Genomic DNA, 17,904 nt, shown 5'->3' with positions numbered 1-17,904 from the left:
GTTATGCACTATCTGGTTTTTCGTCTGTATGGCCCCATGGCCAGCTGGGGCGAAGCGGCCGTGGGCGGAGACAGGCCGACGGCACTGACTCCTGGCCGTTCGGCGGTATTGGGGCTGCTTGGTGCGGCCCTGGGTATCAAGCGTGAGGAGACGAGTCGGCTGGAGATGTTGCGAACCAGCCTGGGAGTGGCCATCAAGGCCTATTCATCTGGCGGCCTGACCCGGGATTATCACACCGCTCAGGTGCCTTCGCAGGATAGAAAGCGAAGCTTCCATACCCGTAAAGACGAGCTGAGCATCGCAAAGGACAAATTGAATACGGTATTGTCCAGCCGGGATTATCGCAGCGATGGCTACTGGGTGGTGGCGGTATGGCAACAGCAGGAGAGTGAGTTGACATTGGATGATCTGAGCAGAGCATTGGCCAAACCTGCTTTTATTCCGTATCTGGGCAGAAAAGCCTGCCCGCTTGCTGCACCCGCCGCGCCGTTAGTGGTGGAGACAGATCTGAAATCGGCGCTCGATCAACGCTTTCCGCCGCTACTCGGCAGTCACGACCAGGATCGGCGCTGGTTGGGATTAGGTTCCATGGTCACCTATCTGTGGCAGGGGCAGGCCGAGGATTTGGGAAGCTTCGATGGTGTACAGAGTGGTCAGGTGTGGGATGAGCCCATTAGCCGGATACCCTGGCAATTCGGCTCCCGACAGGAGCACCAGCTGACCTTGGTGGAGGAATAACATGTATTTATCCCGAATAAGACTGGGCGATAGCCAGGCTGCCAGGAGCGAGCTGGTCAACGCCATGAGTAAGGGGGTTTACGGCCATCATCAGTTGCTGTGGCGTCTTTTTAGCCAGGAGCAACAACGTGGCTTTCTGTTTCGCCATGAGCAGAGCGACGGGCGGCTGGCACCATCGGGGGAACCGGTGTTTTACGTACTTTCTCGTGAAAAGCCGGATAACTCATCTCAACTGTTTGATGTGGAAAGCCGGTCTTTTTCTCCTCAGCTCAAAGCCGGTGATAAATTGGCTTTTCAGATCAGGGTTAACCCCACCGTATGCCGCCAGGGTAAACGTCATGATGTATTGATGGATGCTCAGCAACAATGGTTGCGGGAAGAAGCAAAACAATGTTCTTTGACGGCCGCAGGTAGCAAGAAGCAACTGAAGCACCAGTTACTGGATTTGGCGTCCGATGAAGCCATCGCTCGCTGGAAAACGGTTGTGGACAGTGGGCAGTACCGTGACGCGCTGGCTTCTCGGCTGGGCAGAGGAGCAACGATAGATTTGGCATTGAAAACCGTTTCGGAGCAGGCACTGCTCGACTGGTGGCAGACGCGAAGTCCTCAGATGGGGATTCGTTGCCTGGAGCAGGAAGGCGGGGTACAAATCGACGGCTATCTGCAACATGCCATTAAAGGTAAAAATACCGGTGCTGTGTTCAGCTCGGTTAACCTGAGTGGCACCCTGACCGTTAAAGAGCCGGAGCGACTACTAGTCAGCCTTTATCAAGGGGTTGGACGGGCCAAGGCGTTTGGTTGTGGCCTGCTGATGATCCGACGCACCTAGCCCGTGCTGCCATTGGCAATGGAGTTGTTATGGCTTTTATTCCTCTTAAACCCATACCGATGAAAAACAGGGTCTCCATGATTTTTTTGCAGTATGGGCAAATTGACGTGATTGACGGCGCCTTTGTGTTAATCGACAAAATCGGTGTTCGTACCCATATCCCGGTGGGCTCGGTAGCCTGCATTATGCTGGAGCCGGGAACCCGCGTCTCTCACGCCGCCGCCAAACTGGCGGCAACCGTGGGCACCCTGCTGGTATGGGTAGGGGAGGCGGGAGTACGGCTGTATGCTTCTGGTCAGCCCGGTGGCGCCCGTTCCGACAAGTTGCTATATCAGGCCAAGCTGGCACTGGAAGACGATCTGCGGCTGAAAGTGGTACGCAAGATGTTCGAGCTGCGCTTTGGCGAGGAAGCACCGAGTCGGCGCTCGGTCGATCAACTCAGGGGAATCGAAGGCAGCCGGGTCAGGGCCACTTACGCCATGCTGGCCAAACAATATGGCGTAAAATGGAACGGCCGTCGCTATGATCCCAAGAACTGGGCCAAGGGGGACAAGGTCAATCAGTGCATCAGTGCTGCCACAGCCTGCCTTTATGGCATTACCGAAGCCGCTATCCTGGCGGCGGGTTATGCCCCTGCGATTGGTTTTATTCATACCGGAAAACCGCTGTCGTTCGTTTATGACATGGCCGATATCATCAAGTTCGAGACGGTGGTGCCCAAGGCATTTGAAATTGCCAGCACCAACCCGTCACAACCCGATAAAGCGGTTCGCATTGCCTGCAGGAATATTTTTCGCAGCAGCAACACTTTAGCCAGGTTGATCCCTCTTATCGAAGAAGTACTGGCTGCCGGCGAGATCGAACCACCCCCTCCGCCCGAGGATGCCCAGCCGATTGCGATTCCCGAGCCAACGTCATTGGGCGAGGCAGGACACAGGAGTGGCTGATTTATGAGCATGCTGGTCGTGGTAACAGAAAACGTACCTCCTCGGCTGCGCGGCAGGCTGGCCGTGTGGTTACTGGAAATTCGGGCCGGTGTTTATGTGGGGGATGTTTCCAGACGCATTCGTGAAATGATCTGGGAACAGATAAGCAAATTGGCAGAGCAGGGCAATGTCGTTATGGCCTGGGCCACCAACACGGAATCCGGCTTCGAGTTCCAGACTCATGGAGAAAATCGGCGCATGCCGGTGGATCTGGACGGACTGCGTTTAGTGTCTTTTTACCCTGTTAAAAATCAATGAGTTAGCGATCTTTAAAAAAATGGAAATCTGGTGGCTTTTTCTTTTGTAGAAAAAGCCAATTAAATCAGTTATATATGTTTAGTCCGTTCCCCGTACGCACGGGGATAAACCGACCGAGGTTGAGCTGCTACTGGAAGAGGGTCGCCGTTCCCCGTACGCACGGGGATAAACCGCATTGCGACTGCTGAAAAACAACCTGGTTACCCCGTTCCCCGTACGCACGGGGATAAACCGCTCTGCAAGGCTCAGCTTGCCATAGCGGCGATCCGTTCCCCGTACGCACGGGGATAAACCGGGTGTCGAATTCGATTTGCCCAGGGTAAAATCCCCGTTCCCCGTACGCACGGGGATAAACCGCACACAGTAGCGGACGCACTGGATGCACTAATCCGTTCCCCGTACGCACGGGGATAAACCGCTGACTTGCTCGGTCAAGGCGGGGAGTTCGGTCCGTTCCCCGTACGCACGGGGATAAACCGCGGATGTAACCGGCAGCGGCAAGATGCCCAACCCGTTCCCCGTACGCACGGGGATAAACCGTACGGTGCAGGCATTATTTAGACCTCACAACACCGTTCCCCGTACGCACGGGGATAAACCGCACGGCATACGCTACGCCGAGCACATGGCACCCCGTTCCCCGTACGCACGGGGATAAACCGTTTGAGGGGAGTTATAGCACTTCTATCAGCGTCCGTTCCCCGTACGCACGGGGATAAACCGCGCCTGCTCGCCCTCGGCATCGATATAGCTATCCGTTCCCCGTACGCACGGGGATAAACCGGTAGTCAGCACTTTGTGACATTGCAACAAAAACCGTTCCCCGTACGCACGGGGATAAACCGTAGCGATAAACACGCCAGCCAGGGCAACCCGCCCGTTCCCCGTACGCACGGGGATAAACCGCCCTTTGGCCATGACCGTATCTTGCTTAACACCCGTTCCCCGTACGCACGGGGATAAACCGAAAAAGAAGGAAATTACCGCCGGAACCATTCACCGTTCCCCGTACGCACGGGGATAAACCGCGTCAGCCAGAACAGCGTCTTTAATAGCAGTGCCGTTCCCCGTACGCACGGGGATAAACCGGCCCAGGTCAACCAGCACTTCCCTATAAAACCCCGTTCCCCGTACGCACGGGGATAAACCGTTAGCCCTGAAGGAGCTAGAGTCTGCACCAGACCGTTCCCCGTACGCACGGGGATAAACCGCACGGGTGAGTCGGGTATCAGCGACATTGATGCCGTTCCCCGTACGCACGGGGATAAACCGTCACCCGACGCCGCCGCCATGCAGTCGGTGGCCCCGTTCCCCGTACGCACGGGGATAAACCGGGTGTAAAGGATGTGCAGGCCACGCTGCGCCGCCGTTCCCCGTACGCACGGGGATAAACCGTGATATCACTCACGGCGGTTTTGTAGCTGAACCCGTTCCCCGTACGCACGGGGATAAACCGTTGGGGTCGTGGTTGAACAGGGCGCGCACGTCCCGTTCCCCGTACGCACGGGGATAAACCGGTACTGGATGAAGCCACCGATCTCATGGTGATCCGTTCCCCGTACGCACGGGGATAAACCGAGCATCATTATCTGCGTCAACTGGTTCGAGGCCCGTTCCCCGTACGCACGGGGATAAACCGCCGGTCAATTTATACGTCGTCACCAGTCAGCCCCGTTCCCCGTACGCACGGGGATAAACCGCAGTCTGGCTTACCATGGTCGCCTACCGAGTACCGTTCCCCGTACGCACGGGGATAAACCGCCGGAGTTTTACACGCTGGTTGGCGGCGCTACCCGTTCCCCGTACGCACGGGGATAAACCGCACGATGTAGTCTCAGCAGTGCCAAGGGTCGTCCGTTCCCCGTACGCACGGGGATAAACCGATGGCGGTGCAACGGGCTACCCGTAACGGTACCCGTTCCCCGTACGCACGGGGATAAACCGGCGCACTCACTGACAACATTAAGGCCGTCAAGCCGTTCCCCGTACGCACGGGGATAAACCGCACTTCCGGCCAGGTGAGCACATTCATTATTTCCGTTCCCCGTACGCACGGGGATAAACCGCGCGGGCGCATGGCTCTTGCATCGATAGAACACCGTTCCCCGTACGCACGGGGATAAACCGATCATCAGGTCGCGCTGCATAACCATGTTTCTCCGTTCCCCGTACGCACGGGGATAAACCGTTCGGTTTTCATGGTGTTACTCCCTATCAAGACCGTTCCCCGTACGCACGGGGATAAACCGGGTGACTTTGCGCCGAAACTGGAGTTTATTTTCCGTTCCCCGTACGCACGGGGATAAACCGTTGCTTGTATTATTTCTCACCCGCAAGATCTACCGTTCCCCGTACGCACGGGGATAAACCGCGCAATATGGCGACCTGAGCGCCACCACCTACGCCGTTCCCCGTACGCACGGGGATAAACCGTGTACGGCCCCAGGCGACAATACGCCCACATGCCGTTCCCCGTACGCACGGGGATAAACCGCATCACCTTGTTCGTCGTCAATCTCTTGGCTCCCGTTCCCCGTACGCACGGGGATAAACCGGTGCTTGATTTGATCTGGATTCAGGTTGCTCACCGTTCCCCGTACGCACGGGGATAAACCAGGAGCGAAAAAATGAAGAGTCATCAAGAAAAGCCGTTCCCCGTACGCACGGGGATAAACCGCTCGTTATTTAGAGTGGAATGAAGTTGACGCACCGTTCCCCGTACGCACGGGGATAAACCGTACCAGCGCCAGGTGAAAGGCGTAACGGTTGACCGTTCCCCGTACGCACGGGGATAAACCGGATAGAAAAGGCTCCGATAACCCGCTAATCGACCGTTCCCCGTACGCACGGGGATAAACCGCGTCCAGTGACCCGGCTGGCGGTCAATCGCCCCCGTTCCCCGTACGCACGGGGATAAACCGGCGCTGCAAGTGACCTGTGATGCTGCTGGCAACCGTTCCCCGTACGCACGGGGATAAACCGGCGCTGCAAGTGACCTGTGATGCTGCTGGCAACCGTTCCCCGTACGCACGGGGATAAACCGAAACAGTGCGATCGCGATACGAGGCGGCACTACCGTTCCCCGTACGCACGGGGATAAACCGGCCGCATTGCGCCTGGGTGTGTATGTCATACCCCGTTCCCCGTACGCACGGGGATAAACCGCCCGAATACACCGCCGATGCTGATATTATGGACCGTTCCCCGTACGCACGGGGATAAACCGTGCCGACGCTGTGTGCCGTCCAACTCCAAAATCCGTTCCCCGTACGCACGGGGATAAACCGCTCAACAACGATGTAGCCAAGCGGCGGATGCACCGTTCCCCGTACGCACGGGGATAAACCGAGTCTGAGGACGAGGAAGAAGAAGAAAAGAAACCGTTCCCCGTACGCACGGGGATAAACCGCTAGCTGTGGTCGGTATCGTCGCCAAGGTGATCCGTTCCCCGTACGCACGGGGATAAACCGTGCAAGATTAAAACCCGTGGCTTGTTCGCGTACCGTTCCCCGTACGCACGGGGATAAACCGCATTAAATATCATCGACGCGCATCCAGAGTGGCCGTTCCCCGTACGCACGGGGATAAACCGGCGGCGCATCTGTCATTCTGAGCGACTGGGGCCCGTTCCCCGTACGCACGGGGATAAACCGTCGTTGACGGTCAACCTAGCGGCCATCAGGGTCCGTTCCCCGTACGCACGGGGATAAACCGGCCCAATGATGCCATCATCCACAACCCCCACGCCGTTCCCCGTACGCACGGGGATAAACCGGTCAGAACGTGCCGATTACCGCTGCCAAAGAGCCGTTCCCCGTACGCACGGGGATAAACCGCCCGCAACGCTGGATAATATCGGCGTATCAAACCGTTCCCCGTACGCACGGGGATAAACCGCCACAAAAGGAGCTTGTTATGGGACGCAAAGACCGTTCCCCGTACGCACGGGGATAAACCGCATTCGGATCCGGGTGAGCGGGTCCAGTCCCACCGTTCCCCGTACGCACGGGGATAAACCGGTCGCGGCGTTCTTACTGGCATGGTGTTCCGTCCGTTCCCCGTACGCACGGGGATAAACCGCAATCGGCCAGGGCGGCGCGGGGGATGTGCGCCCGTTCCCCGTACGCACGGGGATAAACCGGTACATACTGCCTGACGAAACTTGATTAAATCCCGTTCCCCGTACGCACGGGGATAAACCGCATTTTTTACTGATTCAGTGACCTGGGACGATCCGTTCCCCGTACGCACGGGGATAAACCGCTGACTGGGGTACTGCAAGTGCAGTGTCACAGCCGTTCCCCGTACGCACGGGGATAAACCGTCCAGCGGCACCGGCTTGATTCAGCAGTTGCGCCGTTCCCCGTACGCACGGGGATAAACCGTATCTGGCACATAATCAGATTCAGAACTTCAACCGTTCCCCGTACGCACGGGGATAAACCGTTTTTAGACGGCCTAGTGAACGTGGTCAATCACCGTTCCCCGTACGCACGGGGATAAACCGTTATAACTGTCAGTACCGGCTTCCATGGAGACCCGTTCCCCGTACGCACGGGGATAAACCGACCATGAGTTCAGGGAGGAATACCTTGTCTAACCGTTCCCCGTACGCACGGGGATAAACCGAAGGCAGGAAATCATATGTGGGTGCCGTTGTTCCGTTCCCCGTACGCACGGGGATAAACCGTATCTGGCACATAATCAGATTCAGAACTTCAACCGTTCCCCGTACGCACGGGGATAAACCGATTGCAGACCCGGCCATAGTTGAAGTGGGTGACCGTTCCCCGTACGCACGGGGATAAACCGTGATCGCACGGTGCCAGAAGACCGGCCAGCTACCGTTCCCCGTACGCACGGGGATAAACCGGTTACATTTAGTAGTACGGCAGGCGCCATTGACCGTTCCCCGTACGCACGGGGATAAACCGGCGCAACCGTCCCATACACTGATGTAGTAGTGCCGTTCCCCGTACGCACGGGGATAAACCGATCGGCCGCACCAAGGGGTATGTGCTCGACCTCCGTTCCCCGTACGCACGGGGATAAACCGCCATTAGCAAGATCGTGCTCGGTGATACTGTCCCGTTCCCCGTACGCACGGGGATAAACCGTGGCGGCAGACCTATATTTCCACCCCGTCCAGCCGTTCCCCGTACGCACGGGGATAAACCGGCCGGGAACCATATGTGGGTGCCGCTGCTGGGCCGTTCCCCGTACGCACGGGGATAAACCGGTGGCGCGCAGGCTTTCCATTTCGTTGCAGTCCCGTTCCCCGTACGCACGGGGATAAACCGGTGGTCACATGCGGGAAAAACTGCTTAACCAGCCGTTCCCCGTACGCACGGGGATAAACCGCGATCAGCTTCAGTATTGCCGAGCTGGCTGGGCCGTTCCCCGTACGCACGGGGATAAACCGCCTAACACAAGACTAAGGACGCAGGCCAAGAACCGTTCCCCGTACGCACGGGGATAAACCGGTACTTGAATCGCCGATCCTTGAACGCTTCAACCGTTCCCCGTACGCACGGGGATAAACCGATCTGCGTCCGGTAACAGATCTTTTACCACTTCCGTTCCCCGTACGCACGGGGATAAACCGTTTGATGTAGCTCACAAGATCGACGTTATCGACCGTTCCCCGTACGCACGGGGATAAACCGGTACTGGGCTGCTCCGCCGACTGGTTGATAGACCGTTCCCCGTACGCACGGGGATAAACCGGCACCGCCAGCCTGCAGAATCTGGCGAAAGCTCCGTTCCCCGTACGCACGGGGATAAACCGCACATCGATAAAACGATGCGAGAGCACTCTGCCCGTTCCCCGTACGCACGGGGATAAACCGGTTGAGTATCAAGAACCCCCAGGTTAGTGATACCGTTCCCCGTACGCACGGGGATAAACCGGATAAGAGCCAGCCCCTGACCTACTGCAAGAGCCGTTCCCCGTACGCACGGGGATAAACCGGCTGCTTTGATAGCTGCAGGCATGGCCGGTAACCGTTCCCCGTACGCACGGGGATAAACCGCTCTCTCCCTCGTCTCTCGGGGTCGCGGGGCCCCGTTCCCCGTACGCACGGGGATAAACCGGTCAAGGCCAACAAGCGCCAGCACAAACCGGTCCGTTCCCCGTACGCACGGGGATAAACCGCCGATGATAAGCGTACCGCTGAAGTTGACCGCCCGTTCCCCGTACGCACGGGGATAAACCGCTGGCGGTAACCTACATGGCACGCACACACACCCCGTTCCCCGTACGCACGGGGATAAACCGCAGCCTACTACCCGCCGTGGTGCTAAGCAGCACCGTTCCCCGTACGCACGGGGATAAACCGGTGCACAGGGAAGCCACCTTCGTTCAGGCGGGCCGTTCCCCGTACGCACGGGGATAAACCGCTTCTCCTATCGGGAAAATGAGCTCAAACCGCCGGGTTGGGTATCTGCAAATGCAGTTCTTCAATCGCAGCCAGCAGTTCCGGGCTCAGGGTGAGGTTTACGCTGTCGATATTTTCTTTCAGCTGGGTCAGGTTGGTGGCGCCAATCAGGTTGCTGGTCACGAAGGGGCGGCTGTTCACAAAGGCCTGGGCCAGTTGCGCCGGGCTGAGGTTGTGCTCCCGGGCCAGGGCCACGTAGCCGGCGCTGGCTTGCTGGGCGCGGGGGTTGAGGTAGCGCTGAAAACGGTTGTACAGGGTCAGGCGGGCGCCGGCGGGGCGGGCGTTGTTTTCATACTTTCCGGTCAGCATGCCGAAGGCCAGCGGGGAATAGGCCAGCAGGCCCACCTGTTCGCGCAGGCTGAATTCGGACAGGCCCACTTCATAGCTGCGGTTGAGCAGGTTGTAGGGATTCTGGATGCTGACGATGCGCGGCAGACCGGCCTGTTCGGACAGTTTCAGGTACTGGTGCAGGCCCCAGGGGGTTTCGTTGGACACGCCAATCTGGCGGATTTTACCGCTTTTTACCAGTTCTTCCAGCGCGCGCAGGGTTTCCTCGATGGGGACGGTTTCTTCCTGCTCCAGCCGATCCAGTCCCAGCTTGCCGAAGTAGTTGGCGCTGCGGTCCGGCCAGTGCAGCTGATAGAGGTCGATGTAGTCGGTTTTGAGTCGACGCAGGCTGTCGTTGACCGCTTCAATCAGGTTGGCTCTGTCGAGGCAGGCCTTGCCGTCGCGAAAGTAGGAGGGGCGCACCGGATCGCGTGACGGTCCCACCGCCTTGGTGGCCAGGATCAGGTCGTCACGCTTGCCGCGAGCGGTCAGCCAGTTGCCAATCATGGTTTCGGTGTCGCCCCGGGTGTGTTCTCGGGGCGGAATGGGATACATCTCGGCGGTGTCGATCAGGTTGATGCCGTGATCCAGCGCCATGTCCAGCTGGGCGTGGGCTTCGGTTTCGGTATTCTGTTCACCCCAGGTCATGGTGCCCAGGCCAATCAGGCTCACCTTGATGTCGGTATGGCCGAGTGTGCGATAGTGCATGACGGTTCCTTTTAAGGTCATTTATGTCTTCTTTCCTCAGGGTAACATATCGGCCCGGTCTCACCAGAGACACCAACACGGCGGCCTGTTGCAGGAACCATTTTAATGGACCAGGTCAGCCGCAGTGCAACGGCATGGGTTGAATGAATTCGATTTACGAACGGAGAGGGGTCTGTTGGTTTGATGATGTATGTGAGAGGGACTCCGGCCTTCGCCGGAATGACGGCATTGGTCGAATGAATTCGATTTACGAATGGGGTGGGGTCTGTTGGTTTGATGAAGTTTGTGAGATGGACTCCGGCCTTCGCCGGAGTGACGGTATTTTGTAGGCCGGATAACTCCCGGCCTACAATTTTCCGAATCCCGAATCCCGAATCCCGAATCCCGAATCCCGAATCCCGAGTCCCGGTGATTTATCAGGCGCCGATAATGCCGCCGTCTTCCCGGGTGATGATCATGACGCTGGAGCGGGGGGTGCTGTCGCCGCCCATGGGGAAGTGGGAGCCGACCAGATCTTCGCCCGGATGCTGCACACCGACGAACAGGGTCTTCTGATCCGGGCTGAAGGCCAGGCCGGTGATTTCACAGGCGATGGGGCCGGTGAGGAAGCGGCGGATTTCGCCGCTGTCCGGGTCGGCACACAGCATCTGGTTGTTGCCCTGGCCGGCGAAATCGCCCTCGTTGGAGTACTTGCCGTCGGTCTGGATCCACAGGCGGCCGCCCTGGTCAAAGCCGATGCCGTCCGGGCTGTTGAACATGTTGTCGGCATTGATATTGGCGGAGCCGGCATACAGGCCTTCGCCGTGCACTGTGGGGTTACCGGCCAGCACAAACAGATCCCAGTCGAAACCGGCGGCGGTGTGGCTGCCACCGGTCGGGCGCCAGCGCACGATCTGGCCGTAGTGGTTTTCGGCGCGGGGGTTGGGGCCGCCCACCGGCTGGTTGTCTTTCACGCCCCGGTTCTTGTTGTTGGTGAGGGTACAGAACACCACCGGCTCATGGGGATGAGCCGCTACCCACTCGGGTCTGTCCATGGTGGTGGCACCCACCTGGGTGGCGGCCAGGCGGGCGTGGATCAGTATCTCTGCCTGGCTGGCAAAGCCGTTCTCTTTGGTCAGGCCGTTCTTGCCATGGCTTAGCTCAATCCACTCGCCCTTGCCTTTCAGCTCGCCGTCCTGGCCTGCGTGGAACTTGGCCACATAGAGGGTGCCTTCATCCAGCAGTTCGCGGTTGGCCGCCTGGTCGTTGGGGTTGTATTTGCCTTTGCTGACAAAGCGATACAGGTGTTCACCGCGCTCGTCGTCGCCCAGGTACACCACCACATGGCCGTCCTTGTCGATCACCAGCTCGGCGTTTTCGTGCTTGAAGCGGCCCAGGGCGGTACGCTTGATGGGGGTGGAGGTGGGGTCTTTCGGATCTATCTCCACCACCCAGCCGAAGCGGTTGGGTTCGTTGGGGTTCTTGGCCAGGTCGAAGCGCGGGTCAAACCTGTTCCACAGGAAGCCGGCATCTTCGGCGGCCATGCCGTAGCGGGCCAGGGCCGGGGAGATCTCGATCTGCTCGCGGGTTCCGAAGTACTTGTTGACGTTTTCCTCACAGGTGAGGTAGGTGCCCCAGGGGGTCATGCCGTTGGCGCAGTTGTTTATGGTGCCCAGCGCCAGTTCGCCCTTGGGATCGGCGGCGGTTTGCAGCAGGGGGTGGCCCTTGGCCGGGCCGCTGATGGCCATGGGGGTGTTGGCGTCGATGCGGCGGTTATACTTGCCGTCTTTTTCAACGCGCCAGCCATCGGCCTGTTTTTTGATGGTAAGAACGGACACCCCGTGGGCGGCCTGGGCGCACTTGACGTCTTCCGCACTCATGTTTTTTCCCTGGTGGGGGAACATGATTTCGTAGTTGCAGTATTCGTTGTTGATGGCCAGGATGGCGGTGTTGTCGTCAACCGGGAAGAAGCTCATGCCGTCGTTGTTGTCGCCGAACTGCTTGGCCTGATCGGCGGCGGTGTTGCCACCCTTGTCCTTGAATTCGGCCACGCCGGAGAACAGGGGATCACCCCAGGAGATCAGGCGTTCTACCTGGTAGCCTTCGGGCACCACTATGGTGTCTGCGGTGCTGGCAGGCACGGCCTTGAAGCCCAGCAGCGGGCTGTTGCCGGTGGCGGCGGCGATGGCGCGGGAGACCGGAGAGGCGCTGAAGAAAGCCACGGCACCCAGGGCGGCGGCACCGCCCAAAAAGCGGCGGCGGCTCAGGCTCTGTTCAACCATCTGGGTAAACTCGGGCACCTGAGTGCGGGGGTGATTCTGTTCATCCTTCCGTTCAAACTGGCTCATTATAATTTATCCTTTGTTTACATGGGATTATGACCACTTCAATAATGCAGCCTAGGGTAGCGGTCAATAATGGCAGTTTGGTAACAGCGAGATGACGGGGAGGTGACAGTACGAATGGAGAGCGCCGATACGAACTATCACTTCAATACCGCCCATGCGAGCGGGGGGCGGGTGATATAAACGAAAAGGCCCGCTGCATGGCGGGCCTGTTCGATTCAGGGTCGATCAATCGTCCCAGTCATGATCGTGGCGATGCTTGCGCTTGTGTTTATGCTTGTGCTTATTGTAACGCTTGTCGTGATAGTAGTGATGCACTTCTTTCTCACGGTGGCCGTCACCGGACTTGGCGCCCAGGGCCGAGCCGGCACCGCCGCCGATGCCGGCACCAATCAGCTGGCCTGTATCACCGGCTAGGTTCTTGCCCAGCGCGGCACCCCCCAGGGCACCCACGGCACCGCCCAGGGCGGCTTCGTTCTTGTTGCCTCTGTTGGCGGTGGCGGCACCCCCGGCAGCACCGCCCAGGGCGGCCCCCACCAGGGCGCCGGTATCACCGCCCATCTGTTTGCCCAGCAGGGCACCGGCCGCGCCACCGGCCCCGCCGCCGATAATGGTACTGAGGGTTTCTCCGGCCAGGGCCGGGGTGGCAGCCAACATCATCGGCAGCAGGCCAAGGGCGATAATTTGTTTTTTCAACATGATACAGACTCTCTCTCAGACTGTTTATAACTTGACCTGACTATACAAAGGTTCTGCAACAAGGGAAGCGATATTGGATGGGTTATGTTTGAGCCTGATAGGAATGAAATAACGTAAGTCATTGTTTAGCATTGGTTTTGTTTGTTACCGGTTTACAGGCGACCCGCCGTGACCGACAGATTTTGACCGTTGACGGGTTTTTAGTCCCTGAACAGCCAGACCAGGGTACGCAAACCCTGCCGGCCATAGCGGGCCAGCCGATCGAAGCGGCGGCGTTCTATCGGCAGATACTGTTTGTCGACCGGGCTTTCGCCGGCGGCTTCGTCGATATCCGGGTCGTGGATATAGACAAACTCCTTGTCGATGGCGCATACCAGTACCCAGTGGGGCGCCTTGCGACCGTCCAGATGATAGGTGCTGATCAACACCAGCGGCAGTCCGCCCCGGCTCAGGCCCTGTTCCAGCTGCGCCAGGGTAAAGTGGCCGTATTCGGGTTCAATGTTCAGCTCCTTCATCTGGGCCAGAAACTGCTGATGCACCCGCTCCAGTATCTGCTTCTTGTCGGCGGTGCGGACGCCACTGATAAACAGCGGCCCGGTCTGATTCAGGGTCAGGGCCACCCTGAAACCGCGTCGGTGGGCGGCCAGTGCCAGGCCGTGGGGGCCGCAGCCGCCGTGGCCGCTGGTCATGAAAATGGTGGTGGCCTCGCGCCACAGTTGCAGCTCTTCGTCTATTTCCGGTTGGTAGTCCGGGTTGAGGGCGCTCACCGCCATCATCAGCGAGGCCGGGCCGCAGGTAAAGTCGGTGGTCTGGCGATAGTAGGGCACCTCCTTGCTGCCGCTGTGCGGATGATAGTGATGCACCCGTTTCTGGTAGCGCAGGGCAATTTGGTGATCGTCGTAATAGTCGTGGTAGATCCCGAACTGGCGGTAACCCAGGCGCTGATAGAGGTTTTGCGCCGACACATTGTCGGCCCGCACCTCCAGGCGCATGAACACGGCGCCCTGTTCCCGGGCGCAGGTCTCGGCGGCGTTCATCAGTGCCTGGCCCAGTCCCAGGCCGCGGGCGTCCGGCGCCACCGCGATGGAATAGACCCGTGCCAGGCGGGTATTGCGGCGAAACAGCACCAGAATATAGCCCAGCAATTGCCGGTTCTGCTCGGCCACCAGCAGTTTGTCTTGCGGGTGTTCGATAAAGCGCTGCAGGCTGCGCCGGCTGATCCTGTCCTGACTGAAACAGCGTTCTTCAAGCGCCACCAGTGCGTTCAGTTCGGACTTGAGGGCGGGGCGGACGAGGGGGGCGGACATAGGTCACCGACAGGGTATTTCGGAAGCCTTCAACATACGACAATTTGATATTGGCCGCGAGAAAATTTCACCATGCCGGCGGTCATTTGCGTATAGAGTAAGCCTTATCTCGCGGCTGCAACTCTAACGGATTATCCCATGACTCAACTTGTTCTGGTGGTGGATGAACTCAGCGCCTGGGCGCCGTATTTTCCCAGCGAAAACCTGGTCGACTTTCAAACCTACCTCAAGCAGGCACCGGCCAAAAATACGCCCCGCACCCGGGTGATCAACCTGTGCAAGACCGGCAAGTATCTGTCCAATGGCTATTACTGCTCGCTGCTGGCGGAAGCCCGGGGCCAGCATGTTATTCCCTCTGTGGCCACGCTCAACAACCTGCGTAACAAGGGGCTGTTTGCCTTCGGTTTTGATGGGGTGGCCGACACGCTGGCGTCTCTGGTGACCGATGACGAGGTGAAACAGATCAGGCTGAAAAGCTACTTCGGCCAGGTGACCGAGCCGGGTCTGGAGCCGCTGTGCCGCGAGCTGTTCGAGCGGCTGCCTTGCCCCGTGCTGGAGCTGACCTTCAGGAAGCGTGCGCGCTGGGAGCTGACCGGGCTGGCCACCCTGTCGCCCCGGGAACTGCAGGGCGAGGAGGAAGACCGCTTTGCCGAGGCGCTGGAAGCCTATTCCCGCATCATCTGGCGCAAGCCCAAGGCCACCAAACGTTACCGTTACGATCTGGCGATGTTGGTCAATCCGGACGAAGCGCTGCCGCCTTCCGATCCCAAGGCGCTCAAGCGTTTCGTCAAGGCCGGCGAGCGGGCCGGGGTCAATGTGGAGCTGATCACCCGCAAGGATTATCAGCGGCTGGCGGAATACGACGGACTCTTTATCCGGGAAACCACCGCCATCGATCATCATACCTTTCGCTTCGCCCAGAAGGCCGAGCACGAAGGGCTGGTGGTGATCGACTCGCCGACGTCCATTCTGCGCTGCGCCAACAAGGTGTTTCTGGCCGAGAGCTTTACCAAGCACGGCGTGCCCACCCCCAAGACGCTGATGGTGAACCCGAAAGAGAAAGAAGCCGTCAGCTGGCTGGAGCAGGAGCTGGGCTATCCGCTGGTGCTCAAGATCCCGGATGGCGCCTTTTCTCGCGGGGTTTACCGGGTGGCGGACAGGGCGGCGCTGATAGAGACGCTGGCCACCTTGCGCAATGCCTCGGCACTGGTGCTGGCCCAGGAATATTTCTTTACCGAATTCGACTGGCGCATCGGGGTGCTTAACCATCAGCCCATCTTCGCCTGCAAGTACTTTATGGTAAAAGGCCATTGGCAGATCTACCGCCACAATGATGGCGGCAAGGAAGCGGACTCCGGCAGTTTTGTGACCCTGCCCACCTTCGAGGCGCCCAAGGCGGTGATCGGCGCCGCGCTCAAGGCGGTCAAGCCCATCGGCGACGGTCTTTACGGGGTGGACATCAAGGAAGGCAAGGGCCGGGTGGCGGTAATAGAGGTGAACGACAATCCCAATATCGACCACGGCGTGGAGGACGTGTTTTTGAAAGACAAGCTCTACGACATGGTGATAGCAGATTTTGTGCGGCGGTTCGAGGCGAGCTGAGGCTGTTAACCCCAACCTCGCACTCTGATCGTCATCCTGACGCAAGTCAGGGCTGTAGGTTGTGAATGAGCACAGCGAATTCCAACATGAGGCTGGCTGTTGAACGTTGGGATTCGCTTCGCTCATCGCCAACCTACGGCACTCCCTCCCGACACCCCCTCCCAGCCTCCCCCTGGCGAACATCCGCCGTTATGCCCGTATCGCCGCAGCCAAGGGGGAGGGGCAAGCTCGGCGCCGATCTTTGAACACGGCGCCATACCGCTCCCTCCCCTTGGCCTCGGTATCATCAGAATAACAGCGGAGTGCAACGCAAGGGGAGGGCTGGGGAGGGGTTATTCTGCCAGGCCGTGACGACACCCCTCCCAGCCTCCCTCTGGCGAACATCCGCCGTTATGCCCGTATCGCCGCAGCCTAGGGAGAGGAGCAGTTCGGCGCCGACGGTGCAATCGAGCGTTTACAAAAAATCCCGCTCGCCGCGGCGCAGCGGGTCCGGCTTGGGCTCGCCGTCGGCACAGAAGTCGAGCGAGGCCGAGTTCAGGCAATAGCGCAGGCCGGTGGGCGCGGGACCGTCGGGAAACACGTGGCCTATGTGGCCGTCGCAGCGGCGACAGCGAATTTCTACCCGGCGCATGCCGTGGCTGTCATCCGCCAGCTCCAGAATATGATCCGGATGATAGGGCGCATAAAAACTGGGCCAGCCGGAGCCGGACTCGAACTTGCAGGCGGAAGAGAACAGCGGCAGGGCGCACAGCTTGCAGACGTAGCTGCCTTGCTGGTGGTTATCGAGCAGGCCGCCGCAGAAGGGGGCTTCCGTTCCCTGACTCAGCAAAATCCGTTTTTCGTCCGCACTCAGTGGCTCGGCCAGCTGCTGCAACTGCTCGTCGGTGGGGGGGCTCAGATCATAGGGACTGGGAGTTTGTGCCATGATTACCACTCCTTTTTCAGCTGATGTTTGAAGAAATGCTGCACCTTGGCCACCTTGGGCTGGGCAACGGCGGCGATATAGGGCTGGTTGGGGTTAGCTGCCGCATAGTTCTGATGATAGGTCTCTGCCGGATAAAAGGTGGTCAACGGCTCCAGGGTGGTGACGATGGGCGCCCGAAACACGCCATTTTGCTCCAGTAAGGCGATGTAGTCTGCCACCAGCTGGCGTTCGGCGTCATTTTGATAAAACACTGTCGAGCGATACTGGCGCCCGAGATCGTGACCCTGACGATTGAGCTGGGTCGGATCGTGGGCGATGCCGAAAAACACCTTCAGCAGGGCACCGGGGCCGATGACGGCGCTGTCGTACTCGATAGCGATGGCTTCCGCATGATCGGTGGTGCCACTGCACACTGCATCGTAGTTGGCGGTGTCGGCCGTGCCGCCCGTATAGCCGGAGATCACGTTCAGCACCCCGTTCAGCTGGCGATACACCGCCTCGGTGCACCAGAAGCAGCCGCCGGCCAGCACCAGCCGGTGCACGCCTGTGTTCGGCAAGGCACTGTCGTCGGCATCGGGAAAGTCACCGGGTAGCAGGCTCAGTACAGAATCCGTCATCACATTTCTCCTCATGGGTAACAAGGCTACGTTACCACAGCCGGCAGCCAGGCTAAACGACCTTGCGGCTTCTGCCGCGGCTTGCTCGGGAGCAAAGCGGTTTATGCTGCCGGCTCTGGTGCATCATGCGTCTGTGCTGTACGGGAC

At 59.2% G+C, this 17,904-nt stretch carries 11 protein-coding genes and 1 CRISPR repeat array; of the genes, 5 read left to right on the top strand and 6 right to left on the bottom strand.

All coding sequences use genetic code 11. From position 1 onward, the window contains the following. Positions 1-3: 3 nt before the first annotated feature. From cas5e to cas2e, 4 genes are read left to right on the top strand one after another with little or no spacing between them, the layout of a single operon-like run. Positions 4-738, top strand: coding sequence for a type I-E CRISPR-associated protein Cas5/CasD (cas5e, locus tag HNR62_RS00240; RefSeq protein ID WP_204794091.1), 735 nt, complete (start codon positions 4-6; stop codon positions 736-738). A 1-nt stretch (position 739) separates the two neighbouring features. Further along, on the top strand, positions 740-1,567 hold the full coding sequence (gene cas6e, locus HNR62_RS00235) for a type I-E CRISPR-associated protein Cas6/Cse3/CasE (protein ID WP_204794090.1): 828 nt from the start codon (positions 740-742) through the stop codon (positions 1,565-1,567). Positions 1,568-1,596: 29 nt separating this feature from the next. Next, positions 1,597-2,514, top strand: a complete 918-nt coding sequence (gene cas1e / locus HNR62_RS00230) for a type I-E CRISPR-associated endonuclease Cas1e (protein WP_204794089.1) — start codon at positions 1,597-1,599, stop codon at positions 2,512-2,514. Positions 2,515-2,517: 3 nt separating this feature from the next. Continuing rightward, positions 2,518-2,811 (top strand): type I-E CRISPR-associated endoribonuclease Cas2e, encoded by a 294-nt coding sequence (cas2e, locus tag HNR62_RS00225; protein ID WP_204794088.1) that lies wholly within the window; start codon positions 2,518-2,520, stop codon positions 2,809-2,811. An 83-nt stretch (positions 2,812-2,894) separates the two neighbouring features. Beyond that, positions 2,895-9,210: direct repeats of the CRISPR family, unit length 29 nt; unit sequence CCGTTCCCCGTACGCACGGGGATAAACCG. Between the two features lie 23 nt (positions 9,211-9,233). Here the strand turns inward: cas2e and HNR62_RS00220 are convergent. The 4 genes from HNR62_RS00220 to rimI form a co-directional block, all read right to left on the bottom strand. Continuing rightward, a complete protein-coding gene (locus tag HNR62_RS00220; RefSeq protein ID WP_204794087.1) occupies positions 9,234-10,283 on the bottom strand; it encodes an NADP(H)-dependent aldo-keto reductase in 1,050 nt (349 codons plus the stop codon). Between the two features lie 416 nt (positions 10,284-10,699). Continuing rightward, on the bottom strand, positions 10,700-12,610 hold the full coding sequence (locus HNR62_RS00215; RefSeq protein ID WP_204794086.1) for a PhoX family protein: 1,911 nt from the start codon (positions 12,608-12,610) through the stop codon (positions 10,700-10,702). Between the two features lie 225 nt (positions 12,611-12,835). Continuing rightward, positions 12,836-13,306, bottom strand: a complete 471-nt coding sequence (locus HNR62_RS00210) for a hypothetical protein (RefSeq protein WP_204794085.1) — start codon at positions 13,304-13,306, stop codon at positions 12,836-12,838. A 200-nt stretch (positions 13,307-13,506) separates the two neighbouring features. Next, complete coding sequence (gene rimI, locus HNR62_RS00205) at positions 13,507-14,613, bottom strand: ribosomal protein S18-alanine N-acetyltransferase (protein WP_204794084.1); 1,107 nt, start codon at positions 14,611-14,613, stop codon at positions 13,507-13,509. Positions 14,614-14,751: 138 nt separating this feature from the next. On the opposite strand from rimI, the gene HNR62_RS00200 reads away from it, so the two are divergent. After that, on the top strand, positions 14,752-16,215 hold the full coding sequence (locus tag HNR62_RS00200) for a RimK family protein (protein ID WP_204794083.1): 1,464 nt from the start codon (positions 14,752-14,754) through the stop codon (positions 16,213-16,215). A 454-nt stretch (positions 16,216-16,669) separates the two neighbouring features. Here HNR62_RS00200 and msrB read toward each other — a convergent pair whose 3' ends face one another. Both msrB and msrA read right to left on the bottom strand, forming a co-directional pair. Then, a complete protein-coding gene (msrB, locus tag HNR62_RS00195) occupies positions 16,670-17,140 on the bottom strand; it encodes a peptide-methionine (R)-S-oxide reductase MsrB (protein WP_204794082.1) in 471 nt (156 codons plus the stop codon). Between the two features lie 2 nt (positions 17,141-17,142). Continuing rightward, positions 17,143-17,757, bottom strand: coding sequence for a peptide-methionine (S)-S-oxide reductase MsrA (msrA, locus tag HNR62_RS00190; RefSeq protein ID WP_204794081.1), 615 nt, complete (start codon positions 17,755-17,757; stop codon positions 17,143-17,145). Between the last annotated feature and the right edge of the window lie 147 nt (positions 17,758-17,904).

This window comes from Oceanisphaera litoralis, from assembly GCF_016907015.1.
Lineage (GTDB): Bacteria > Pseudomonadota > Gammaproteobacteria > Enterobacterales > Aeromonadaceae > Oceanimonas > Oceanimonas litoralis.
Note: the sequence above shows the minus strand (reverse complement) of the source record. Positions and strands in the feature narration are given on the sequence as shown.

What these genes read in the sequence shown, in the direction of transcription:
- cas5e (WP_204794091.1), top strand. Translation starts at nt 4, where the DNA reads ATGCACTATCTGGTTTTTCGTCTGTATGGCCCCATGGCCAGCTGGGGC.
- cas6e (WP_204794090.1), top strand. Translation starts at nt 740, where the DNA reads ATGTATTTATCCCGAATAAGACTGGGCGATAGCCAGGCTGCCAGGAGC.
- cas1e (WP_204794089.1), top strand. Translation starts at nt 1,597, where the DNA reads ATGGCTTTTATTCCTCTTAAACCCATACCGATGAAAAACAGGGTCTCC.
- cas2e (WP_204794088.1), top strand. Translation starts at nt 2,518, where the DNA reads ATGAGCATGCTGGTCGTGGTAACAGAAAACGTACCTCCTCGGCTGCGC.
- HNR62_RS00220 (WP_204794087.1), bottom strand. Translation starts at nt 10,283, where the DNA reads ATGCACTATCGCACACTCGGCCATACCGACATCAAGGTGAGCCTGATT.
- HNR62_RS00215 (WP_204794086.1), bottom strand. Translation starts at nt 12,610, where the DNA reads ATGAGCCAGTTTGAACGGAAGGATGAACAGAATCACCCCCGCACTCAG.
- HNR62_RS00210 (WP_204794085.1), bottom strand. Translation starts at nt 13,306, where the DNA reads ATGTTGAAAAAACAAATTATCGCCCTTGGCCTGCTGCCGATGATGTTG.
- rimI (WP_204794084.1), bottom strand. Translation starts at nt 14,613, where the DNA reads ATGTCCGCCCCCCTCGTCCGCCCCGCCCTCAAGTCCGAACTGAACGCA.
- HNR62_RS00200 (WP_204794083.1), top strand. Translation starts at nt 14,752, where the DNA reads ATGACTCAACTTGTTCTGGTGGTGGATGAACTCAGCGCCTGGGCGCCG.
- msrB (WP_204794082.1), bottom strand. Translation starts at nt 17,140, where the DNA reads ATGGCACAAACTCCCAGTCCCTATGATCTGAGCCCCCCCACCGACGAG.
- msrA (WP_204794081.1), bottom strand. Translation starts at nt 17,757, where the DNA reads ATGACGGATTCTGTACTGAGCCTGCTACCCGGTGACTTTCCCGATGCC.